At 64.2% G+C, this 20,739-nt stretch carries 18 protein-coding genes; 12 read left to right on the top strand and 6 right to left on the bottom strand.

Features of this window, described 5'->3' with window-relative positions:
- Positions 1 to 13: 13 nt before the first annotated feature.
- Complete coding sequence (locus FHS50_RS02535) at positions 14 to 1,420, top strand: amidohydrolase (RefSeq protein WP_183932815.1); 1,407 nt, start codon at positions 14 to 16, stop codon at positions 1,418 to 1,420.
- The gene (locus tag FHS50_RS02540; RefSeq protein WP_183932816.1) at positions 1,417 to 2,706 is read left to right on the top strand and encodes an amidohydrolase family protein; all 1,290 of its coding nucleotides are present in this window, start codon (positions 1,417 to 1,419) and stop codon (positions 2,704 to 2,706) included. Before FHS50_RS02535 ends, FHS50_RS02540 begins: the two co-directional genes overlap by 4 nt.
- Before the next feature lie 10 nt (positions 2,707 to 2,716).
- On the opposite strand, the gene FHS50_RS02545 is transcribed toward FHS50_RS02540, so the two are convergent.
- Positions 2,717 to 4,120 carry an alanine/glycine:cation symporter family protein gene (locus FHS50_RS02545; protein ID WP_183932817.1) on the bottom strand — a complete coding sequence of 468 codons (1,404 nt, stop codon included), beginning with the start codon at positions 4,118 to 4,120 and terminating at the stop codon, positions 2,717 to 2,719.
- A gap of 160 nt (positions 4,121 to 4,280) precedes the next feature.
- Between FHS50_RS02545 and glmM the strand changes: the two genes are divergently transcribed.
- The 4 genes from glmM to FHS50_RS02565 all read left to right on the top strand — a co-directional run bounded on the left by glmM (position 4,281) and on the right by FHS50_RS02565 (position 8,723).
- The gene (glmM, locus tag FHS50_RS02550; RefSeq protein ID WP_183932818.1) at positions 4,281 to 5,615 is read left to right on the top strand and encodes a phosphoglucosamine mutase; all 1,335 of its coding nucleotides are present in this window, start codon (positions 4,281 to 4,283) and stop codon (positions 5,613 to 5,615) included.
- Positions 5,612 to 6,796: a bifunctional hydroxymethylpyrimidine kinase/phosphomethylpyrimidine kinase gene (gene thiD, locus FHS50_RS02555; RefSeq protein ID WP_183932819.1), complete on the top strand. Its 1,185-nt coding sequence runs from the start codon at positions 5,612 to 5,614 to the stop codon at positions 6,794 to 6,796. Before glmM ends, thiD begins: the two co-directional genes overlap by 4 nt.
- Positions 6,793 to 7,377 (top strand): ribonuclease HII, encoded by a 585-nt coding sequence (locus FHS50_RS02560; protein ID WP_183932820.1) that lies wholly within the window; start codon positions 6,793 to 6,795, stop codon positions 7,375 to 7,377. The genes thiD and FHS50_RS02560 overlap by 4 nt, the downstream gene beginning before the upstream one ends.
- Before the next feature lie 194 nt (positions 7,378 to 7,571).
- A complete protein-coding gene (locus tag FHS50_RS02565) occupies positions 7,572 to 8,723 on the top strand; it encodes a site-specific DNA-methyltransferase (RefSeq protein ID WP_183932821.1) in 1,152 nt (383 codons plus the stop codon).
- Here FHS50_RS02565 and FHS50_RS02570 read toward each other — a convergent pair.
- A complete protein-coding gene (locus FHS50_RS02570) occupies positions 8,718 to 9,647 on the bottom strand; it encodes an alpha/beta hydrolase family protein (protein ID WP_183932822.1) in 930 nt (309 codons plus the stop codon). The genes FHS50_RS02565 and FHS50_RS02570 overlap by 6 nt on opposite strands.
- A gap of 145 nt (positions 9,648 to 9,792) precedes the next feature.
- On the opposite strand from FHS50_RS02570, the gene folP reads away from it, so the two are divergent.
- Positions 9,793 to 10,869, top strand: coding sequence for a dihydropteroate synthase (gene folP, locus FHS50_RS02575; RefSeq protein WP_183932823.1), 1,077 nt, complete (start codon positions 9,793 to 9,795; stop codon positions 10,867 to 10,869).
- Here folP and FHS50_RS02580 read toward each other — a convergent pair.
- Together FHS50_RS02580 and FHS50_RS02585 are read right to left on the bottom strand one after the other, a co-directional pair.
- Positions 10,866 to 11,546: an SDR family NAD(P)-dependent oxidoreductase gene (locus FHS50_RS02580; RefSeq protein ID WP_183932824.1), complete on the bottom strand. Its 681-nt coding sequence runs from the start codon at positions 11,544 to 11,546 to the stop codon at positions 10,866 to 10,868. The genes folP and FHS50_RS02580 overlap by 4 nt on opposite strands.
- Before the next feature lie 45 nt (positions 11,547 to 11,591).
- Positions 11,592 to 13,028, bottom strand: a complete 1,437-nt coding sequence (locus FHS50_RS02585; protein ID WP_183932825.1) for a sigma-54-dependent transcriptional regulator — start codon at positions 13,026 to 13,028, stop codon at positions 11,592 to 11,594.
- A gap of 149 nt (positions 13,029 to 13,177) precedes the next feature.
- On the opposite strand from FHS50_RS02585, the gene FHS50_RS02590 reads away from it, so the two are divergent.
- Positions 13,178 to 13,327 carry an aa3-type cytochrome c oxidase subunit IV gene (locus FHS50_RS02590; protein ID WP_183932826.1) on the top strand — a complete coding sequence of 50 codons (150 nt, stop codon included), beginning with the start codon at positions 13,178 to 13,180 and terminating at the stop codon, positions 13,325 to 13,327.
- A 4-nt stretch (positions 13,328 to 13,331) separates the two neighbouring features.
- On the top strand, positions 13,332 to 14,459 hold the full coding sequence (locus tag FHS50_RS02595) for an NAD(P) transhydrogenase subunit alpha (protein ID WP_183932827.1): 1,128 nt from the start codon (positions 13,332 to 13,334) through the stop codon (positions 14,457 to 14,459).
- A gap of 514 nt (positions 14,460 to 14,973) precedes the next feature.
- Here FHS50_RS02595 and FHS50_RS02600 read toward each other — a convergent pair.
- Positions 14,974 to 17,274, bottom strand: coding sequence for an EAL domain-containing protein (locus FHS50_RS02600; RefSeq protein WP_183932828.1), 2,301 nt, complete (start codon positions 17,272 to 17,274; stop codon positions 14,974 to 14,976).
- Positions 17,275 to 17,431: 157 nt separating this feature from the next.
- On the opposite strand from FHS50_RS02600, the gene FHS50_RS02605 reads away from it, so the two are divergent.
- The 3 genes from FHS50_RS02605 (at position 17,432) to FHS50_RS02615 (ending at position 20,021) form a co-directional block, all read left to right on the top strand.
- Entirely contained in the window at positions 17,432 to 17,716 is a 285-nt protein-coding gene (locus FHS50_RS02605) for an NAD(P) transhydrogenase subunit alpha part 2 (protein WP_183932829.1), read from the top strand.
- Positions 17,716 to 19,167 carry an NAD(P)(+) transhydrogenase (Re/Si-specific) subunit beta gene (locus FHS50_RS02610; protein ID WP_183933861.1) on the top strand — a complete coding sequence of 484 codons (1,452 nt, stop codon included), beginning with the start codon at positions 17,716 to 17,718 and terminating at the stop codon, positions 19,165 to 19,167. The genes FHS50_RS02605 and FHS50_RS02610 overlap by 1 nt, the downstream gene beginning before the upstream one ends.
- Positions 19,168 to 19,310: 143 nt before the next feature.
- A complete protein-coding gene (locus FHS50_RS02615; protein ID WP_183932830.1) occupies positions 19,311 to 20,021 on the top strand; it encodes an aspartate/glutamate racemase family protein in 711 nt (236 codons plus the stop codon).
- On the opposite strand, the gene FHS50_RS02620 is transcribed toward FHS50_RS02615, so the two are convergent.
- Positions 20,018 to 20,734 carry a hypothetical protein gene (locus FHS50_RS02620; RefSeq protein WP_183932831.1) on the bottom strand — a complete coding sequence of 239 codons (717 nt, stop codon included), beginning with the start codon at positions 20,732 to 20,734 and terminating at the stop codon, positions 20,018 to 20,020. The genes FHS50_RS02615 and FHS50_RS02620 overlap by 4 nt on opposite strands.
- Positions 20,735 to 20,739: the final 5 nt, after the last annotated feature.

The following is a 20,739-nucleotide window of genomic DNA, read 5'->3' on the forward strand; positions in this document are numbered from 1 at the left end:
AGGAGGTTTCGTAATGCGGTCTTTGTTTCAACATCTGGCACTCGCCACCAGCGCACTCGCGCTCACGGCCTGCCAGGTCGGCGGCACCGAAAGCGCGGGCGACAATGCTCCGCCGCAGCGTTTCAGCAAGGACCCGTACCCCTCGCGCTACCAGCCCTATCCCGGCGTCCCCACGCTGATCACCAACGCCACCATCTTCGACGGCGTGGGCGGCCGCATCGACAATGGCGCGGTCTATATCGCGAACGGCAAGATCGAAGCCGTCGGCCACGCCGCCGCGATGGCACTCCCCGAGGGCATCGCCACGATCGACGGCACCGGCATGTATGTCACGCCCGGCATTATCGACGTGCACAGCCACCTCGGCAACTATCCCGCGCCCTCGGTGCAGGCCCATTCGGACGGCAACGAAGCCACCGACCCCAACACCGCCTATGTCTGGACCGAACATTCGATTTGGCCGCAGGACCCGGGCTTTTCCCGGGCGCTCGCCAATGGCGGCGTCACCGCGCTCCAGGTGCTGCCGGGTTCGGCCAACCTCTTCGGAGGCCGCTCGGTCACGCTCAAGAACGTGCCGGGCCGCAACGTGATGGACATGAAGTTCCCGAGCGCCCCCTACGGCCTCAAGATGGCGTGCGGCGAAAATCCCAAGCGCGTCTATGGCGGCAAGGGCGGCCCCGCTTCGCGCATGGCCAATGTCGCGGTCACACGCGAACAGTGGATCAAGGCCGAGGCCTATGACCGCGAGTGGGACAAATATGAAGCCAAGGGCGGCAAGATGCCCAAGCGCGACCTCACGCTCGACACGCTGCGCGGCGTGCTCGACGGAGAGATCCTCGTCCACAACCATTGCTACCGCGCCGACGAGATGAGCATCATGCTCCAGATGGCCAAGGAGTTCGGCTACAAGGTCACCAGCTTCCAGCACGCGGTCGAAGCCTACAAGATCGCCGACCTCCTCGCCGAGGCAGGCACCTGCTCGGCGATGTGGGCCGACTGGTACGGCTTCAAGATGGAAAGCTACGACGCGATCAACGAGAATATTCCCTTCGTCCATGCGGCGGGGGGCTGCGCGATCACCCATTCGGACGATCCCGACGGGATCCAGCGCCTCAACCAGGAAACCGCCAAGGCACTTGCCGCAGGCCGCCGAGCGGGGCTCGATATCAGCGATGCCGAGGCCTGGACCTGGCTGTCGGCCAACCCCGCGAGGTCGCTCGGCATCTTCGATCGCACCGGCAGCCTCGAGCCCGGCAAGATGGCCGATGTCGTGCTGTGGAACGGCAATCCCTACAGCGTCTACACCCGCCCCGCGAAGGTCTGGGTGGACGGCGCGCTTCTCTATGACGCGGCCAATCCCGCGCTCCGACCGACCAGTGACTTCGAGCTGGGCCAGCCCGGCGAAGGAGATGTGAAATGAAGAAGCTTCTCATTGCCGCCGCCGCGCTGATCGCGGCTCCGCTTTCGGCCCAGCCCGTCGCGATTACCGGCGGCAAGCTGGTGGTGGGTGACGGCTCCCCGCCGATCGAAAATGGCGTGGTGGTCATCAACGACGGCCGCGTGGTCGCGGTCGGCGGCCCCGGCACCACGATACCCGCGGGCGCCACCATCATCGCCGCTCCCGGCAAGTGGATTACCCCCGGCATCGTCGCCAGCTTCTCGCGCATCGGCCTCGTGGAGGTCGATGGCGGGGTGCCCGGCGCCGATGACAGCGATGCCGACGACAGCCCCTATTCGGCGGCGCTCGACATCGGCTGGTCGGTCAATCCCGCCGCCAGCCCGGTGGCAGTGAGCCGCGCCGACGGCGTCACCCGCGCGGTGATCGCGCCCAATGCGGGCGAGCATATCTTCGCCGGACGCGGCGCGGTGATCGACACCGCCGCCGACTATGACCCGATTACTCGCCCGCGCGCCTTCCAGCTGGTCGAGCTGGGCGAGCGCGGCACCAGCCTCGCGGGCGGCTCGCGCTCGGCGGCCTATCTCACCTTTACCGAGGCCCTGCGCGCGGCGCGCGACGGGCGCCAGCCCGGCGGCCCCGACGACAGCCTTTGGACCGATGCCGACCTGCGTGCGCTCGCACCCGTCGTGCGCGGCGAGGAAAAGCTGTTCGTCCATGTCAATCGCGCGGTGGACATCGTCAACGCGCTCAAGCTGCGCCGCGAATTCCCGCGGCTCGACATGGTGCTGGTCGGCGTCGCCGAAGGCTGGATGGTCGCGCGCGAAATCGCCGCGGCAGGCGTTCCGGTGATCGCCGAACCGCTGCTCAACCGCCCCGACAGCTTCGAGCAATTGGCCGCGACCCAGTCGAACATCGGGCGGATGCGCAAGGCGGGGGTCGACGTCTCGGTGTCACTGATTACCGAATGGGTCTCGCGCGGCGCGCGCAACCAGCGCCAATATGCAGGCAATCTCGTCGCTCTGAACCGCGTCCCGGGCCATGAGGGCGTGAGCTGGGACGAGGCTTTCGCGATGATCACCTCGCGCCCCGCCGCGATGGTCGGCATGGCAGGAGAGATTGGCGTCCTCAAGCGCGGCGCACGCGCCGATGTCGTGGTCTGGTCGGACGATCCGCTCGAACTGTCGAGCGCCGCCGAACAGGTGTGGATCGACGGGGTGCAGCAAAGCCTAGAGACGCGCCAGACGCGGCTTCGCGACCGCTACCGCCACATCGCTCGCCAGGCATTGCCGCCCTCCTACCGCAAATAGGCGGCGCGCCTCATTCGCGATTGCCGGGCGCCATCTTGCGCGCCCGGTAATCGGCGAGCATCGCCTTCAGTTCGGGGGCGAACAGGTACAGCGCGATGACATTGGGCACCGCCATCAGGAAGAAGGCGCTGTCGACGAAGCTGATGACGATATCGAGCGAGAAGATCGCGCCTGCGGGCAGGAGCGCGATGAACAACAGCTTGTAGGTCATCAGCGCGGCCCGGCTGCCGCCGAACAGATAGCCCCAGGCCTGCGCTCCGTAGAAGCCCCAGGCGCAGATGGTCGAATAAGCGAACAGGATGACCGCCGCGGCAAGAAGATAGGGCATCCACCAGGCGACATTGGCAAAGGCCTGGCTGGTGATCCCGATATCGTCGAGGGCGGGATCGACCCAGGTGCCCGCCACCACCAGCGCCAGCCCGCCGAGAGAGCAGATCACCACCGTGTCGATGAACGGCTCCAGCAAGGCGACCATGCCTTCGGATACCGGCTCGCGGGTGCGCGCATGGACGTGCGCCATCACCGAAGAACCCGTCCCCGCCTCGGTGGAAAAGACCGCTCGGCGCATCCCCACGACAAAGGCGCCGATCGCGCCGCCCGCGGCGGCTTCGCCGGTGAAGGCATCGCCGACGATCGCCGCCAGCGCGGCGGGGATCTCGTCGAACCCGACGATGAGGATGATGAGAATGCCGAGGAGATAGATCGACCCCATGGTCGGCACGATCGCGGCGGTGACGCGGCCCAGCCAGCGCGCGCCGCCGAAGATGACGAGCGCGGTGAAGAAGGACAGCACCAGTCCGTAAAGAAGCGCGGTGCCCGTATCGTCGCCCAGTCCGAAGACATTGCCGGCCTGCGAAAAGCTCTGGTTAACCTGGAACATGGGAAGCGCGGCGAAGATGGCGAAGAAGGCATAGATGCCGCCCGCCCATTTGCCGAGGCGCGGATGGCCGCGCGCCGCCAGCCCGTTCTTCAAGGTGTACATCGGCCCGCCGCGCACCGTTCCGTCGGGCATTTCCTCGCGATATTTCATGCCCAGCGTGACTTCGGAAAATTTGAGCGTCATCGCGAACCAGCCGATGACGAACATCCAGAAAATGGCGCCCGGCCCGCCCATCGCCAGCGCCACCGCGACCCCCGCGATATTGCCGAGCCCGACGGTGCCCGAAAGCGCGGTCGACAGCGCCTGGAACTGGGTCATCTCGCCCGAACCGTCCGACGGAGCGAGGCGCCCGCGCACCGTAGCAAGGCCGTGGGTGAAGCCCCGAAGGTTCACGAACCCCAGGTAGAAAGTGAAGAAAAGCATCGGCAGCGCCAGCCAGATGACGATGAGGCCGACCTGCGCACCAAGGATTTCGACTTCGAAAAAGACCGCGTTGCCAAGGGCATCGATGGCCGAAGAGGCCCAGTTTAGCATCAGATTTTGCCTTTCGGGCCGGTTCCGCAATCCGCCAATCTAGCGCGGCCGGGTGGACTTGCAACCAAGGGCGAAACCCGCTGTTAATGGCTTGATATTAAGCCCCATATCGGCTTTCCCGAGTGGGCTCGGACAGCATCAGGGGATCATTGGCCTTTTCATGGAACGCAAATATTTCGGAACCGACGGCATCAGGGGCCGCGTCAACGCTTCGGCGATGACCGCGCAAATGGCGCTGCGTGTCGGGCAGGCGGCGGGGCGTCATTTCCGCCGTGGCGATCATCGCCACAAGGTGCTGATCGGCAAGGATACGCGCCTGTCGGGCTACATGATCGAGAATGCGCTGTCGGCGGGTTTCGCTTCGGTCGGCGTCGATGTCGTCTGGGTCGGGCCGATGCCCACGCCCGCGGTGGCGATGCTCACCCATTCGATGCGCGCCGACATGGGCGTGATGATCTCGGCCAGCCACAATCCCTTCGAGGACAATGGTATCAAGCTCTTCGGCCCCGACGGCTACAAGCTGTCCGACGCCGACGAGCGCGAAATCGAACGCCTCATCGACGAGGAACCCGAACTGGCGCCCCCCGAAGAGGTGGGCCGGATCAAGCGGATCGACGATGCGCGCGGCCGTTATGTCCATTTCGCCAAGGAAACCTTCCCGGGCGAACTCAGCCTCGCGGGTCTGAAGGTGGTGATCGATTGCGCCAATGGCGCGGCCTACCATGTCGCTCCCGATGCCCTGTGGGAATTGGGCGCCGACGTCATCGAACTGGGGACCAGCCCCGATGGCACCAACATCAACCGCGACTGCGGCTCGACCTCGCCTGACCTTCTTCGCAAGACGGTGGTGGAATCGGGCGCCGACATCGGGCTCGCGCTCGACGGCGATGCCGACCGGCTGATCGTGGTCGATGAAAAGGGCACGATCGTCGATGGCGACCAACTGATGGCGCGCATCGCCCTGACGCTGAAGGAACGGGGCCAGCTCAAGGGCGGGGCGCTCGTCGCCACGGTTATGAGCAATCTGGGCCTCGAACGCCGCTTGGCCGAGGAAGGCATCGGCATGAAGCGCACCAAGGTGGGCGACCGCTATGTGCTCGAGGAAATGAAGGCCTCGGGCTGCAACCTCGGCGGCGAACAGTCGGGCCATATCATCCTGTCGGACCATGCCACTACGGGCGACGGCCTGGTCGCGGGGCTGCAGATCCTCGCCGCGCTGGTCGAAGGCGGCAAACCCGCCAGCGAAATGCTGTCGCTCTTCACTCCGGTGCCGCAGCTTCTCAAGAATGTCCGCTATGGCGGCGGCGCTCCGCTCGAAGATGACAAGGTGAAGGCCGCGATTGCCGATGCCGAGGCGAAGCTCGAACAGCGCGGTCGGCTGGTGATCCGCAAGTCGGGGACCGAACCCGTTATCCGCGTGATGGCCGAAGGCGATGATCCCTCGCTCGTCGAGGCGATGGTCGACCAGGTCTGCGAGGCGGTGGCAGCGGCGTGAGCATCGCGCGCATCCTTGTCATTGCCGGATCGGATTCGGGCGGCGGTGCCGGCATCCAGGCCGACATCAAGACGATCACCATGCTCGGCGGCCATGCGCTCACCGCAGTGACCGCGGTGACCGCGCAGAACAGCCGGGGGGTCGAAGGCATCCATCCCGTGCCCACCGAAATGGTGGTCGCGCAGATCGACGCCTGCCTCAAGGATTTCGGTGCCGATGCGATCAAGGTGGGGATGATCGGCAGCGCCTTCGCCGCGCGCACCGTCGCCGACCGGCTCAAACGTCTGCATTGCCCGATCATCGTCGACCCGGTGATGGTCGCCACCTCGGGCGCGACGCTCTCGGATGACGAAACGGTCGATGCCCTGGGCGCGCTGATGGACGTGGCGACGCTCATTACTCCCAACATCCCCGAACTCAAGCGGCTCACCGCGCGCAACGACACCGTCGCCGCCGCGCTCGAACTGGTCGCCCGCCACGGCGCGCCCGTGCTCATGAAAGGCGGGCATGAGGAAGAGGGCGAAGCCGTCGCCGACGTCCTCTACGAAGAAGACAATATCACCAGCTGGCAGGGCACCCGCATCGACACGATGCACACCCACGGCACCGGCTGCACGCTCGCCAGCGCGGTCGCCACTTTCCTCGGCCAGGGCGACAAGATCCACGACGCCATCGCCAAGGCCCGCGACTTCGTCCGCCTCGCGCTCCTCGAAGCCCCGGGCCTCGGGCGCGGCCACGGCCCGATGGGCCATGGCGCAGTCCGCCTCGATGTAGGAAATGACACCGCCCCCCGCCTCAACCAGGTAACCGTCACAGGATCCGACTATAAGAAAATGGTCGAATTCTACCGCAAGATCGGCCTCAAGCAGATCGTCGACAGCCCCGACAACGGCTACGCCCGTTTCGAATGCGGCGGCGGCGCGACCCTGTCGGTGCAATGCGATCCCGAGGTCGAGGTCGAGGACTTCACCGCGCTTTATTTCGAACTCGACGACCTCGACCGCCGCGTCCGCGACCTGGCGGGCAAGGGCATTCCCTTCGAACATGGCCCGCGCAACCAGCCCTGGATGTGGCGCGAGGCGCGGACCCGCGACCCGGCGGGCAACACCATCTTCCTCTACAAGGCGGGCGAGCATCGCCGTTATCCGACCTTCCGGATCGACCGCCCGAGGAAGCGTTGATCCGCGCCGGGGTCGACGAAGCGGGGAGGGGGCCGCTCGCCGGTCCCGTCGTCGCTGCGGCCGTCATCCTCTGTCCCGATCCGATCGAGGGCCTCGACGATAGCAAGAAGCTGACCCCGCAGCGGCGCGCCGAGCTGGTCAAGATCGTGCGCGCCCATTGCCTTCACGGCGTTGGCGTCGCGAGCGTCGAGGAAATCGACCGGATCAACATCTTCCAGGCCACCATGCTGGCGATGCATCGCGCGATGGAGCAACTGTGCAAAGCCCTCGAAGGCGCGGTGGACGAAGTGCTAGTCGACGGCAATCGTAGCCCCGGCGACTTTCGGGAGGAATGGCGTTGGCCGACCCGCCCGATCGTCGGCGGGGACGGCATCGAGCCCTGCATTTCGGCGGCCTCGATCGTCGCCAAGGAAGTGCGCGACGAGATGATGCGCGAAGCCGATCTCATCCACCCGGGCTACGGCTTCGGACAGCACAAGGGCTATTGCACCAAGGCCCATGTCGAAGCGATCCGCAAACAGGGTCCGTGCGACTTCCATCGCCGTTCCTTCGCTCCGATCGCCCAATATTCTCTGATTTGAGCCGGTCCGAGTCTTTCGAGTCACACCACTAGGGGTTGAGTCCGGCCCATTGCTGGAGACTCAACATCTTGTGGTCGCCTGCTTGTCAGGCACAATATCCGAGTCGATCCGCAAGCCCTTGAATCATCTTGCGAACTTGACCGCGAGTCCCGGAGGACTCAGGGTCGCTCGCCTGTAGAGCAAAGGGCGGACCCATGAACGAATTGACCCCGATCGAGGCCTATTGCGCCCCGCAACTGGCGCGGGCGCAGAAACGTAGTCGACGGCAAGTCGCGAAGAGCCTTCCGCTCGATACGATCATCGAGGGGGACTGCATCGCCGCCATGGCGCGGATGCCCGACAAGTCGGTGGACATGATCTTCGCCGACCCGCCCTACAATCTTCAGCTGGGCGGCGACCTGTTGCGCCCCGAGGGATCGAAGGTCGATGCCTGCGACGATGAGTGGGACCGCTTCGAAAGCTTTGCCCAATATGACGATTTCACGCGCGACTGGCTGACCGAGGCGCGGCGCATCCTCAAGGATGACGGGTCGATCTGGGTGATCGGCAGCTATCACAACATCTATCGCGTGGGGTCGCTTCTCCAGGACATGGGCTATTGGCTGCTCAACGATATCGTGTGGCGCAAGACCAATCCGATGCCCAACTTTCGGGGGACGCGGTTCACCAATGCGCATGAGACCATGCTATGGTGCTCCAAGAGTGAGAAATCCAAATATACCTTTAACTATCGCGCGATGAAGGCGCTGAACGACGATCTCCAGATGCGTTCGGACTGGTCGCTGCCGATCTGCTCGGGCGGTGAACGGCTGAAGAATGACGAAGGTGAGAAAGTCCATCCCACGCAGAAGCCGGAGGGTCTGCTTTACCGGGTCCTGCTGGCCTCGACCAAGCCCGGCGATGTCGTCCTGGACCCCTTCTTCGGGACGGGGACGACCGGCGCGGTGGCCAAGCGGCTTCGGCGGCGCTGGATCGGCATCGAACGCGAGGAAGAATATATCGCGGCGGCGCGCGAGCGCATCGAGATGACCCTGCCGCTCGATGAAAGCAATATGGTGACCATGGCGGAAAAGCGTTCCGCGCCCCGCGTCGCCTTTGGGCTGCTGGTCGAAAGCGGGCTGGTCCCGGCCGGAACCGTGCTCATGGACGCCAAACGGCGCTGGAAGGCCGTGGTGGGCCTCGACGGATCAGTGAAATGCGGCGAGCACCAAGGTTCGATCCACCAAGTCGGCAAGCTCGTTCAGGGCGCGCCCAGCTGCAACGGCTGGACTTTCTGGCAGGTCGAGGAGAAGGGCGAATTGAAGCCGCTCGACATCTGGCGCCAGCGGCACCTCGGCGGATTATAGGCTGCTATATTTGACCGTGGGCGCGCCATAGAGCTGGTGCGCCGCGGCGCGGCTCATTTCGCGGTAATTGTGGCCCACGCCGTCGACGACCTCGAGTGACCAGTTGAGCTCCATGTCAGCCGAATCGGCCAGTTCGCGTGCCTTTTCATAGAAGAACTGCCCGCGCTCGACTCGGCCTCGGCCCTGGCGGCGGGCATGGCGCGTCTGGCGCAGGGTGCCGCGGCGCTCGCTCCGGTCGTCCAGTTCACCCAGCATGATCACCAATTGGCGGTCGAATGCATTTTCGACCGGCTCGATGCCTTGCGGCGTCTGCGCGAGGCCATAAGGGAAGGGCGCGTTCAGTTCCGGCGCCGTGTACCAGCCCGCGTTCGCGGCAACGGCGCGGTTGATGCGCGCCTCGGGAGCGAACATCACCATGCGATGGACGATCTGGCCCCCCGCGCTGTGACCGAAAAGGTCATAGCGGCGCTGGGCGAGGCCATAGCGCGCGACGGAATGATCGAAGATCCGTTCGATGTCGGAGAACAGCCAATCTTCGGGATCATTGACGTCGGGGGTATCGTAGCGGTGGCGCCGTTCCTCGCGCAGCATGTTGGCGAGATTATATCCCGCCGAGCCGCGATAGTCGCGGCTGTCGAAGCGAGGCACGATGATCATCAGCCCATAGCGCTCGGCGGCGTCGACCCAGGCGTCGCGATAGTCGAGGGCATTGCGTTTTTCGCCCGGCAGAATGAACAGGACGGGACCGAAGACCGAGTGAGTGGAGGCGCGATAGACGAAGACGTCGGCGCTGCGCCGGGTCTTGTCCTGGCCGAAATGCAGCTCGAATCGATCGTCGCCGCGCGGCGCACGATCTTCAAAAGCGAGGGGGGTTGCCCCGGTGGTCAATGCTTGCGGCCACATGCTGGCAAGTAGAACCGCCATGACGCTTTTGGCTAGCATGCTTTTACAGCTCCTCCGGACATCTCCGCGCGGCGAGCGCGCTCGGTTGCTTTCAGAGAAGGGAATTAACCCCCAAAACTTACCAAAGTGCTCAACATGAGGCGGATTTGGTGGCTATAGCGGGGGCATGGACATGCTCTTGCGCCCGACGGGCTTCGTCGATTCTCCTTTCGGTCATGATGGCAAGGTCGCCCGGCTGGCGGGCGGGCTTTGCTGGTTCTCCATGGTCGAACTGATCGGACTCGACGGCGAAGGCCGGCGGCAGTCGGTGGAACTGGTTCCGGTCGAGGGAATCGAAGATCGCCTCGATGGCACGGCTGCCGAGCGATGGGCCTGTCTCACGCGGGCCGCGCGGCCTTTGAGCCTTGGCGAACGGACCATTCCCCTCGACCAGCCGCAGGTGATGGGGATCATCAATGCGACGCCCGACAGCTTTTCGGACGGAGGCAAGCATGAGGAGGTGGAGGCTGCCTGCTTCGCCGGAGCTGACATGACTGGGGCGGGGGCCGCGATCCTCGATGTCGGGGGCGAATCCACCCGCCCGGGCGCGATGACCGTCTGGGAAGGCGATGAAACGGACCGCGTGCGCCCGATCATTGAGCGGCTGGTACGCGGCGGCAATGCGGTGAGCGTCGATACCCGGAAAGCCGCCGTCATGGAGGCGGCGATTTCAGCAGGCGCGCACATGGTCAATGACGTCTCGGCGCTGACCTGGGACGAGCGATCGGCCGAGGTGGTCGCCCGCGGGGGTATTCCTGTGGTGCTGATGCACGCGCAGGGCGACCCCCAGACCATGCAGGACAGTCCGCGCTATGACGATGTGCTGGTCGACATCTACCGCTGGCTGGAAGAGCGGATCGAGGCTGTCGTCGCGGCAGGGGTTTCACGCGATCACATCATTGTCGATCCCGGCATCGGCTTCGGGAAAAGCGTCGCGCACAATCTCGAATTGATGAATGGCCTCGCCATCTTCCACGGGCTGGGCTGTCCAATCCTTCTCGGTGCCAGTCGCAAGCGGTTGATTGGCGCATTGTCGGGCGAAGCGCCGGCGGACGAGAGGCTGGGGGGCAGTATCGCGCTGGCGCTCAAGGCCGCCGAGCAGGGCGTGCAGATCGTGCGGGTCCACGATGTTCCGGAGACGGTCCAGGCACTGAAGGTCTGGCGCGGGCTCCGCGACCAGGCGCTGACGCCGAAAATCGGCTAGAGCGTGAAGCCGCCATCGCTGACCAGCATGGTCCCGGTGATGGTCTCTTCCTCGAGCAGCATCCCGATCTGGCGGGCGATTTCCTCGGGCGTTGCAAATCGCCCGACCGGTATATCGGCGCCCATCGCGGCAATCGCCTTTTTGCGGCTTCCCAATTTTTCGACGAGCCCGTCGATGATCGGACCGTCCCAGATGGCGGTATCGACACCGCCCGGCGCGATCACGTTCACGCGCACGCCGCGGCGCGCATTTTCGGCGGCCGCGATGCGCGCCAGGTGCGCGACCGCTGCCTTGGAAGCCCCATAGGCACCGGTCATCGGGGTCGGCTTGATGGCGGTGGCCGAAGCAGTGATCACGATCGCGCCCCTGTCGATGGCTCGCAGCGCTGCCCGTAGAGTGAGAAATGCACCGTCGAGATTGACCTGCATCACGCGCCGCCATTTCTCGAACGGCATCTCATGGACGGGAGCGGCATCGCCGATGCCCGCGTTCACCACCGCGTGGGTGAGGCCCGAAAGGTCGAGCCCCTCCCAGAGCGAGGGATCGGAAACATCGCCCTCGACGATGCCGTTGCCCGCGGTCCGATCGACGAGCACGAGATCGGCTCCGCGCTCGCGGTAATGGTCGGCGCAGGCTTTTCCGATGCCGGAGGCGGCACCCGTGATAAGGATTTTCATATCGGAAGGATTAGGCCGCTTGCCCCATCCTGTCGACGGGCCTCGTCAGGCAGCGGTATCGATGCCGAGATCGCCCAGCTTGCGGTACAGCGTGGAACGACCGATGCCGAGGCGGCGGGCCACCTCGGTCATGCGTCCGCGATAATGGCCGATGGCAAGGCGGATGAGGTCGGCCTCGATGTCGGACAAGGTGCGGATATGTCCTTCCTCGTCATAGATGGTCACGGGGCCCGAGCCTTCGAGAGCGCGGTCGCTCGAGGATTTGGACAGTTGCGGCGCGGCGTCGGTGCGCCGCCCCGAAAAGCGCGACTGGACCGCGATATGGGGGAAATCCTCCGCGGTCAGGCTGTTGCCGTCGCACTGTACCGCGGCGCGGAACAGCGCGGCGGAAAGCTGCCGCAGATTGCCCGGCCAGCCATAACGCATGAGGACGGCCAAGGCGTCATTGCCAATCGACAGAGCGCGCATTCCCGGCTGGTCGGCGATGCGCGACAGGAAATGGCGGGCAAGCGCGGGAATGTCGCTCGACCGGTCGCGGAGCGGCGGAAGCGTGACGATCGTGGTCTCGATTCGCTCCTTGAGGCCAGCATCGAAGTCGTCTGGCAGCGGCCCCGAGGCGGTCGCGATCAGGCGCACGTCGACGCTGCTAGAACCATTGCAGCCGACAGGGCGCACTTCGCCCGTGGCGAGAACGCGGTCGAGCGCGGCCTGCGTTTCGGCGGGCAGCGAGGTTATGTCGTCGAGGAGGATGGTGCCTTCATTGGCCTCGACGAGCTTGCCGACCTTTTCGCTGAACGCTCCCGGGAAGGCGCCCGGGACATGGCCGAACAATTCACTGTCGATCGCGTTGGGCGAGATCGCCTTGCAGTCGACCACCACGATGGGTGCGCGATTGCGCAGGCTGGCGGCGTGGATGGCGCGGGCGAAGCTTTCCTTGCCCGCGCCCTGTTCGCCGATGATCATCACGGGAAGGCGGTTGCGCGCGGCCTTGGCAGCGACCGCCAGCGCGGCGCGGAACTGGGGCGCGGCGCCCACAAGCTGTTCGAGGCTGAGAGTGGGAGCCAGTTTTTCGGAGAGCGGCGCGAGTTCGCCCGCCGGGCGGCGGCGGTCGGCATGGGTCGCGAGCGCCTCGGTCAGGCGCTCGGGAGCGACGGGCTTGGCGAGGAAATCGGATGCGCCTGCCTGCATGGCTTCCACTGCGAGGGGGATCGAGCCGTCCTCGGCGAGGACGATGACCGGCAAATCTTCCTTCTGGTCGCGGATGGCCGCGATCAGGCCCGGACCGTTTTCAGAATCCCAGCTCGACAGGATGGCGGCGCGCACTTCGCGACCATGCGGGCCCTGGAGCAGGCCTTCGGCGGTCTCCTTGTCGGCGGCACTCACCACGGTCCAGCCAGCGCGGCCTGCCACCGACGCCAGAAGGCGCCGTTGCTCCGCGTCTGAATCAAGCAGCAACAGGGACCGGATATCATCTTCGCGCATATCGACTCCTTGACCGGGATCCTAGCGGGCGATGGTGAAGGTGTGGTTAAGGGAGGAAAAGCCCTTTAGAAGCGCGTTGAGGCTTGATACAGAATAAGCATGACCTGTGGCTCGCAGGGGCCGCTTTCGAGATAGATAAAGGGACTTTCATGGCCGAGAAGAAGGCATATCCGACCGCGACCGAAATGGATTATCCGGCACATCGCAGGAATTATGCGGGTTTCCTGACCCTCCTGAAATGGGGAACGATCCTCGCCGCGATCGTCACGGCTGTCGTCGTCTACGCGATCAGCAACTGACCGGATGAAAATCGCGATCCTAAAGGAAGGCGGTGAGGAAACACGCGTCGCCGCCATTCCCGAGACCGTCAAGAAGCTCAGCGCTCTTGGTGCGAGGATCGCAGTCGAAAAGGGCGCCGGAGAGCAGGCGGGAATCCGTGATTCCGATTTTGCCGAAGCGGGGGCTGCGCTCGGTGATCGTGCCGGGGTTCTTGATGGCGCCGAGGCCATTCTCTGCGTGCAGGGGCCCGAGCCCGATGCCCTACAGGGGGCGGCCAAGGGCGCGCTTCTGATCGGGGCGCTCGATCCGCTTCGCCGGAGCGATGCCGTCACTGGCTATGCCGAAGCGGGTATTGAGGCGCTCGCCATGGAGTGGATGCCGCGCATCACGCGTGCCCAGTCGATGGATATCCTGTCCTCCCAATCCAACCTGGCGGGCTACAAGGCAGTGATCGATGCCGCGGCGGCCTATGGGCGCGCCTTTCCGATGATGATGACCGCGGCAGGGACGGTCAGCCCGGCGCGCGTTTTCATCATGGGCGTTGGCGTAGCGGGCCTCCAAGCCATCGCAACTGCCAAGCGGCTGGGGGCGCAGGTAAGCGCGACCGACGTGCGCTCGGCGACCAAGGAGCAGATCCGCTCGCTCGGCGGGAAGCCGATCTTCGTCGAGGAAGAAGAGGGGATCGAAGGCGAAGGCGAGGGGGGTTATGCGGGCGAAACCTCCGAAGCCTACAAGAAGGCGCAGGCCGAATTGGTCTCTTCGCATATTTCCAAGCAGGACGTGGTGATTACCACCGCACTCATCCCCGGGCGCCCCGCGCCCCGGCTGATCAGCGATGCGCAAGTGGCCTCGATGCGGCCCGGCAGTGTGATCGTCGACCTTGCTGCCGAAGCGGGCGGTAATGTCGAAGGTATCGAAGCCGGTTCGACCACTGTTCGCCACGGCGTCCAGTTGATCACTCCCATCCAGCCCGCCCGGTCGCTCGCGGCGGATGCCTCGGCGCTGTTCAGCCGGAACCTCGCCAACTTCCTCACGGCCTTCTGGGACAAGGATGCCGGACGAGTGGTGTTGCCCGACGATGACGAAATCGTTGCGGGCATCCGGCTCACCCAGGACGGCCGGAAAGTGCACGAACGGCTGCAATCCGCCTGACAAGGGCTGATCTTATTCAATAAATCGGCGTCGCTGGCGGAGATTATTTCCGGCCGGACGCGCTCGTTTCGTCGCCGATTCGATCTCGCGCCAAATACGAGTCGCGGCGTAAATTTACGGACTGTGTTATTGGCCTGTATAAGCGCGGAAAATCTGGCTCCAGATCAGCCTGTTCCGGGCGCTTCTGCCAGCTTCGGATAATGTGAAATCGGGGAGATGGGCGCGTTGTCCCTAGTTTCCCCAAGTATCTGACAGGCAAAGAAAAACCCGGCCGAAACCGGGTCTTTCCGTTCAGTTAGCCTGAGGCTTAACCGGCGCCGCCGGTGCCGCCCCATCCGCCGCCCAGGACCCAGTCCCAGAAGCTGCGCACAGGCTGCTTGTTCTTCTTCATACCATATCCCCTGCATTTGGCGTGCAAAGCACACGTGCTGAGGACTTATTAACCCTAATGGAAATGGTTAGCAAGGAATTTACCAAATAATGGCCTGCAAGGTCCTTGTTAACCTTTTCGCCTTCAGGCGACTTTCTGGCGTTTCTCTTTGGTTAGTCTGCGAACCATTTCGCCGCGGCCCATGGGGCGTCCGACGATAAAGCCCTGAACGATATCACAGCGCATCATCTCGAGCTGGTCGAGGATATCGCGGTCCTCGACGCCTTCGGCGACGACCTTGCGGTCAAGCGAATGGGCAAGCGCGATGGTCGACTGGACCATGATGAGATCAGAGCGGCTTTCGCGCATGCCGCGAACGAAGCTCTGGTCGATCTTGATCTCGGTGGCAGGCACCTTCTTGAGATAGTCGAGCGTCGACAGGCCGGTGCCATAATCGTCGATCGAAATCTGCACGCCCATGTCGCGCAGCTGGTTGAGAAGGTCGATGTCGGCCCCGCTGCCCTCGAGAGCGGCGGTTTCGGTCAATTCGAGGGTCAGCTGGTGCGCGGCGACGCCGTGCCGGTCGAGTAGCGAGCGCACGCGGTCGGGTAAATTATGGTCGGTGAGGTTTCTTGCCGACAGGTTGATCGCGATGTTGAAACCCGGGACGTGGTGCGAGAAATCGGCGATCGCGGCAATCGAATTTGCGAGGACAAAATCAGTGAGTCTGCCGATGCGGTCATGCTGTTCGGCGGCGGCAATGAATTCGGCGGGACTGATCGGCCCTTTTTCAGGGTGGGTCCAGCGGGCCAGCGCTTCGGCACCGACGAGCTTCTTGGTTTCGAGTTCGAGCTTGGGCTGGAAGGCGAGCCAGACCTGCCCCTGCTCGATCGCTTCATCAAGCTGACTAAGGAGCGACAGGCGCCACGAAACTTCCTGCTGGCGCGCGGGGTCGTGATATTTCCACTTGATCGCTTCCTCGTCAGCCTCGTCGGCGGCGACCAGCGCGCTGCCGAGACGGTTGGCGAGGCTGCGTCCCGAGCCGACCTCGACGCCGAAGCTGACGGTAAGGTCGAACGCATTCTGGTCGATCTTGACCGGGCTGCGGAACAGGGCGTGGAGCGCTTCGAGATGATTGCCGATCGCGGTGCGCGGCTCGGCGAACCAGGCGAAGATGCCTTCATCGCCTTGATACAGCGTTCCGCCTTCCTTGCGCCCGATGCCGAGACGCGAAGCGATCTGTTCGACCAGTTGGCGTTCGCCCTCGGCATTCAGGGTGGAAACGATCTCGGCGAAATTGTGGACGCGGGCGGCGATGAGCGGCAATTCCTTGCCGCGCTTGTCGCCGCGCAGCGCCACGAGATTGGGCAGTCCCGACAGTTCGTTCACGAAGCCGCGCGATTGGAAGTAGCGATAGCCCTGGATCGAGGAGACGATGGCCAAGGCGAACAGCCCGGGCGCGATGTCGACGAAGATGAGATGCGCTTCGGTCAGGATGGGAACAAGGGCCAGCGTCGCGCCCGCAGCGACCAGACCGCCGACCCGCACCGTGCTTCGCGACGCGAAGACCGCGATGGCGCAGCCCAGGAGTGCGACCAGAAGCGACGGCCACCATCCGAGTTGAACCGGCCGTCCGCGCATCAGCGTTTCGGCGCCGAGAATCTGCACATAGACGCCGGCCTCACGGCCCTTGCCCGGAATATAGACCTGGTCGCCGAGCTGCATCACGCTGATCCCGACCACCGCGGTCTTGCCGCGCAGCATGTCGAGCTTGCTGTCGTCGCGTAGCAGGTCGACCACATTGACCTTGGGCACGCTGTCGTAGCGGATCGAATAGTCGATCGGGAAGAGCTCGCCGACCTTACCGTCTACCCCCGCCATCTTCGACGCGAAGCTGGGAATGTCCTTGCCGAGCACATCCTCGCGATAGTGGAGGTCCCAGACCGCGGTCTGGAAGTTGAAATAGGCATTGATCGAGGCGAGGTCGGCGGCTTTCTGCAGATCTTCGAGTGGCAGTTCGAGCTGCGAGCCTGCCGAATCGCGGTCGCGTTCCTCGACGGCGGCAATGGTGACGTTGCCGGCGCGGCGGATCGCCTCGACGAGGCGGGAATCGTCCCGGGGCGTGGTGCGCCCGGCGAAGACCATGTCGAAATAGACCGACTTGGCTCCGGCCTCGCGCGTTCGGTCGATGATGTCGGCATGAATCGAGCGCGGCCAGGGATAGGCGCCCAGTTCCTCGACGCTTTTCTTGTCGATCTCAATGAGAACGATTTCGCCGCTGGCCTCATTCTCATGGGCCAAATTACGGAGCACGCGCATCACATCGTCGAGCGGCGAGCCGAACTCGACGAGGCCGAACAGGATCGCCGCCACCGCCGTCCAGATGAACAGCTTTGACGAACGGCCCTTGGCAGCCTTTCCATCGATGTCGCGGCGCTCGGCCATAAACGCATCCTGCAATTGCCCCTTCGCCTATCGGACAAAAAGGTTATTAAATCGGAAACCTCGATCGGGTTAACCACCCGCCGGGGCGCTCCCCCTACAGCCTCTCGACAGCGCCCGCCATGCTTGCCACAAGATGCGTGAAGAAAAGGGGGCGTGCATGGACTTCATTTCCATCCTGTCGATTTTCGTCTTGAGCTGTTTCGTGGGCTATTATGTGGTCTGGTCGGTGACCCCGGCGCTGCATACGCCGCTGATGGCCGTCACCAATGCGATCAGCTCGGTCATCATCGTCGGCGGCCTCATCGCCGCGGCGGCAGCCGGGGTGCCCGGCGCCAAATGGCTCGGCCTTGCCGCGGTAGCGCTCGCTTCGGTCAATATCTTCGGGGGCTTTGCCGTCACCCAGCGCATGCTGTCCATGTATAAGAAGAAGGAGCGCAAATGATGGAATTTGCGTTGCTTCTGGCGGCGGGCGCGGCCGACGTGCCTGCCTGGGTACTCCTTGCCTATCTGGTAGCCGGGGTCTGTTTCATCCTCGCTCTGCGCGGGCTTTCCAGCCCGGAAAGCAGCCGCCGTGGCAATGGCTATGGCATGGTCGGGATGGCGATCGCCGTGGTCACCACGCTGGCCACGCACGAAATTGCCAGCATCGCCGAAATCGGCATGGCGATCTTCCTTGGCGGGATCATTGGCCTGACGGTCGCGCGGCGGATCGCGATGACTGCCATGCCGCAGCTCGTGGCCGCCTTTCATAGCCTTGTCGGCATGGCAGCGGTGCTGGTCGCTGCGGCAGCCTTTCTCAATCCCTCGGCCTTCGGGATCCTCGGAGCGGACGGGAATATCCTGGCGGTCAGTCGCATCGAAATGGCGTTGGGCGCGGCCATCGGTGCGATCACCTTCTCGGGCTCGGTCATTGCCTTTGCCAAGCTCAACGGGAACATGTCGGGTGCGCCTATCCTTCTGCCCGCACGCCATGTCATCAATCTCGGGACGCTTGGCGGGATCCTCGCGCTGACCGGCCTCTATGCGCTCAGCGGCGATGCGGGCGCGGGCGAGGGGATGGAATTCTGGATCATTGTCGCGCTGGCCTTTCTCGTCGGCTTTCTTCTCATCATCCCGATCGGCGGCGCGGACATGCCGGTCGTGGTGTCGATGCTTAACAGCTATTCGGGCTGGGCCGCGGCGGCGATGGGCTTCACGCTCGGCAATACGGCGATGATCATCACCGGCGCGCTGGTGGGCTCTTCGGGCGCCATTCTTTCCTACATCATGTGCCGGGCGATGAACCGCAGCTTCGTCTCGGTGATCGCTGGCGGGTTCGGGCAGGATGCTTCGGCGGGCGGCGACAAGGGAAGCGCAATCGACCGCTCCTACAAGGCGGGGAGCGCCGAGGATGCGGCCTTCCTCCTGTCACAGGCCGACAAGGTCATCATCGTGCCGGGCTATGGCATGGCGGTGGCGCAGGCGCAGCATGTCCTTCGCGAAATGACCGACCTTCTCAAGGAGAAGGGTGTCGAGGTGAAGTTCGCGATCCATCCCGTCGCGGGGCGCATGCCCGGCCATATGAACGTGCTGCTGGCCGAGGCCAATGTCCCCTATGACGAGGTTTTCGAGCTGGAGGACATCAATTCGGAATTCGCGCAAGCCGATGTCGCCTTCGTCATCGGTGCCAACGACGTGACCAATCCGGCTGCCAAGACCGACAAGACCTCGCCCATCTACGGCATGCCCGTTCTCGACGTTGAAAAGGCACGCACGACGCTCTTTATCAAGCGCTCGATGGGCGGCGCAGGCTATGCAGGCGTGGAGAATGAGCTCTTCTTCAGGGACAATACGATGATGCTCCTGTCGGACGCCAAGAAGATGGTCGAGGAAATCGTCAAGTCGCTCGACTGACCTCGGCCCGCGAGGAAAAATCGCCTTAGGGGGCGATAAGGGCTTGGGTTCAAGGAACAAATCGGGCAAGGTCGCCTAAAATTCGCTTACTGGGTTAGAGCCCCCAGCCGGTAGCCCCGGTTGCGCGGGCTATCGGGAGGACCATGAAAAAACTTGGATTGATCGGCGGGACGAGCTGGAACTCGACGGCGCTTTATTACGATCATATCAACCGTCTGATCGCGCGCCGCCTCGGAGGCCTCTCCAGCGCTCGCATGATCATCGAAAGCATCGATCTGGCTCCCTATGCGGCTGCCCAGCAGCGCGGCGATGTCGAGACCGCGCAGCGCTATATCGTCGCGGCGGGATTGACACTGGTGGCGGGCGGCGCGGAGGCCATCATGATCGCCTCCAACACGACCCACAAATATGCGCCGGCGGTCGAGGAAGCGACCAAGCTACCCTTGCTGCACATCGCCGATCCGACGATCGCCAGGCTGAAGGCCGATGGCCGCAGGCGGGTGGCCTTGCTTGGCACCCGTTTCACCATGACCGAGCCGTTTGCCCGCGAACGCTATGAAGCCGCCGGGATCGAGATCATGAACATCTCGCCCGACTGGATCGCGACCGTCGATCGCATCATCTTTTCCGAGCTGGCGCGGGGCGAGGTGCGGCGCGACAGCCAGCGCGCGTTCAAGACCCTGCTCACCGAATTGGCGCGGGCGCAGGCCGATGCGGTGGTGCTTGGCTGCACCGAACTGGTCCTTGCGGTGGATGCGCGCGCCAACGTGCTTCCGGTCTATGACACCACCGAGATCCACGCCCGCCATGCGGTCGAATGGATGTTGGGCGACGAAGCGCGCGCGGCGGCCTAGCGGATCGAGAAATCGGTGACGGTGAAACGGGCGGGCGCCGTGGCGAACACGCCGTGGCCGCGCAGGCCCGCCGAGCCAAAAACTAGGCCGATCCGACCTGCATGCCGCAATGCGGCACGATAAGCGGTCGGATTATTTCCCGCGGTAATCCCACCGGTGACGCCAACCCACGCAGGGTCGTCTAGCCTAACCCTCATCTCGAACTGTCCCGGTTTGATCTGTCTTACCTCAGCTGGTGGTGCATACCACCGGTACGCGGCGAACCGTCCCCGCCCTGACCAATTGTCTCCAGCCCGCTGAAAGTAGAGACTAACTGTCGCTGGACGATGACTATCTTCCTGGGGGATGAATCGCGTTCCGGGCGAAGCCTCAACTTGGTAACGAACCCGTATGATCGAGGCGCCCGCTAATGTCCGAACCGGCCGGGTCACGTAATGTACATGGCCTGCGCGGGCGCTGGCATAGGGAAAATCGAAGGTAAAGCCGCCATGGCCGAAATCGCGCGCATAGAGCGGCATGCCAAGCGAATAGTTGCGCCCCCGCGCGATGGGGCCAATCTGCCAACCACCGTGCCGGGCCTCCGCAGCGTACGGAGTGACGGCAGCGGCAAGGCTGTCGCGGCTGAAGAGCTTGGCGCGAACCTGCGCGTCGGCGCTCGTCGCCGTGAAGGCGAGGGCAGCGATCGCCAGGCTGGTCATGGCTTTGATCATCATTGCGC

The sequence above is a fragment of the Sphingomicrobium lutaoense genome (assembly GCF_014195685.1).
GTDB lineage: Bacteria > Pseudomonadota > Alphaproteobacteria > Sphingomonadales > Sphingomonadaceae > Sphingomicrobium > Sphingomicrobium lutaoense.

Bases quoted from the DNA above. Each gene is read 5' to 3' on its own strand.
- folP (WP_183932823.1), top strand. From the start codon at position 9,793: ATGGACATGCTCTTGCGCCCGACGGGCTTCGTCGATTCTCCTTTCGGT.
- FHS50_RS02580 (WP_183932824.1), bottom strand. From the start codon at position 11,546: ATGAAAATCCTTATCACGGGTGCCGCCTCCGGCATCGGAAAAGCCTGC.
- FHS50_RS02600 (WP_183932828.1), bottom strand. From the start codon at position 17,274: ATGGCCGAGCGCCGCGACATCGATGGAAAGGCTGCCAAGGGCCGTTCG.
- FHS50_RS02540 (WP_183932816.1), top strand. From the start codon at position 1,417: ATGAAGAAGCTTCTCATTGCCGCCGCCGCGCTGATCGCGGCTCCGCTT.
- FHS50_RS02595 (WP_183932827.1), top strand. From the start codon at position 13,332: ATGAAAATCGCGATCCTAAAGGAAGGCGGTGAGGAAACACGCGTCGCC.
- FHS50_RS02565 (WP_183932821.1), top strand. From the start codon at position 7,572: ATGAACGAATTGACCCCGATCGAGGCCTATTGCGCCCCGCAACTGGCG.
- FHS50_RS02585 (WP_183932825.1), bottom strand. From the start codon at position 13,028: ATGCGCGAAGATGATATCCGGTCCCTGTTGCTGCTTGATTCAGACGCG.
- FHS50_RS02605 (WP_183932829.1), top strand. From the start codon at position 17,432: ATGGACTTCATTTCCATCCTGTCGATTTTCGTCTTGAGCTGTTTCGTG.
- FHS50_RS02570 (WP_183932822.1), bottom strand. From the start codon at position 9,647: ATGGCGGTTCTACTTGCCAGCATGTGGCCGCAAGCATTGACCACCGGG.
- FHS50_RS02535 (WP_183932815.1), top strand. From the start codon at position 14: ATGCGGTCTTTGTTTCAACATCTGGCACTCGCCACCAGCGCACTCGCG.
- FHS50_RS02610 (WP_183933861.1), top strand. From the start codon at position 17,716: ATGGAATTTGCGTTGCTTCTGGCGGCGGGCGCGGCCGACGTGCCTGCC.
- FHS50_RS02545 (WP_183932817.1), bottom strand. From the start codon at position 4,120: ATGCTAAACTGGGCCTCTTCGGCCATCGATGCCCTTGGCAACGCGGTC.
- FHS50_RS02615 (WP_183932830.1), top strand. From the start codon at position 19,311: ATGAAAAAACTTGGATTGATCGGCGGGACGAGCTGGAACTCGACGGCG.
- glmM (WP_183932818.1), top strand. From the start codon at position 4,281: ATGGAACGCAAATATTTCGGAACCGACGGCATCAGGGGCCGCGTCAAC.
- FHS50_RS02590 (WP_183932826.1), top strand. From the start codon at position 13,178: ATGGCCGAGAAGAAGGCATATCCGACCGCGACCGAAATGGATTATCCG.
- FHS50_RS02620 (WP_183932831.1), bottom strand. From the start codon at position 20,734: ATGATGATCAAAGCCATGACCAGCCTGGCGATCGCTGCCCTCGCCTTC.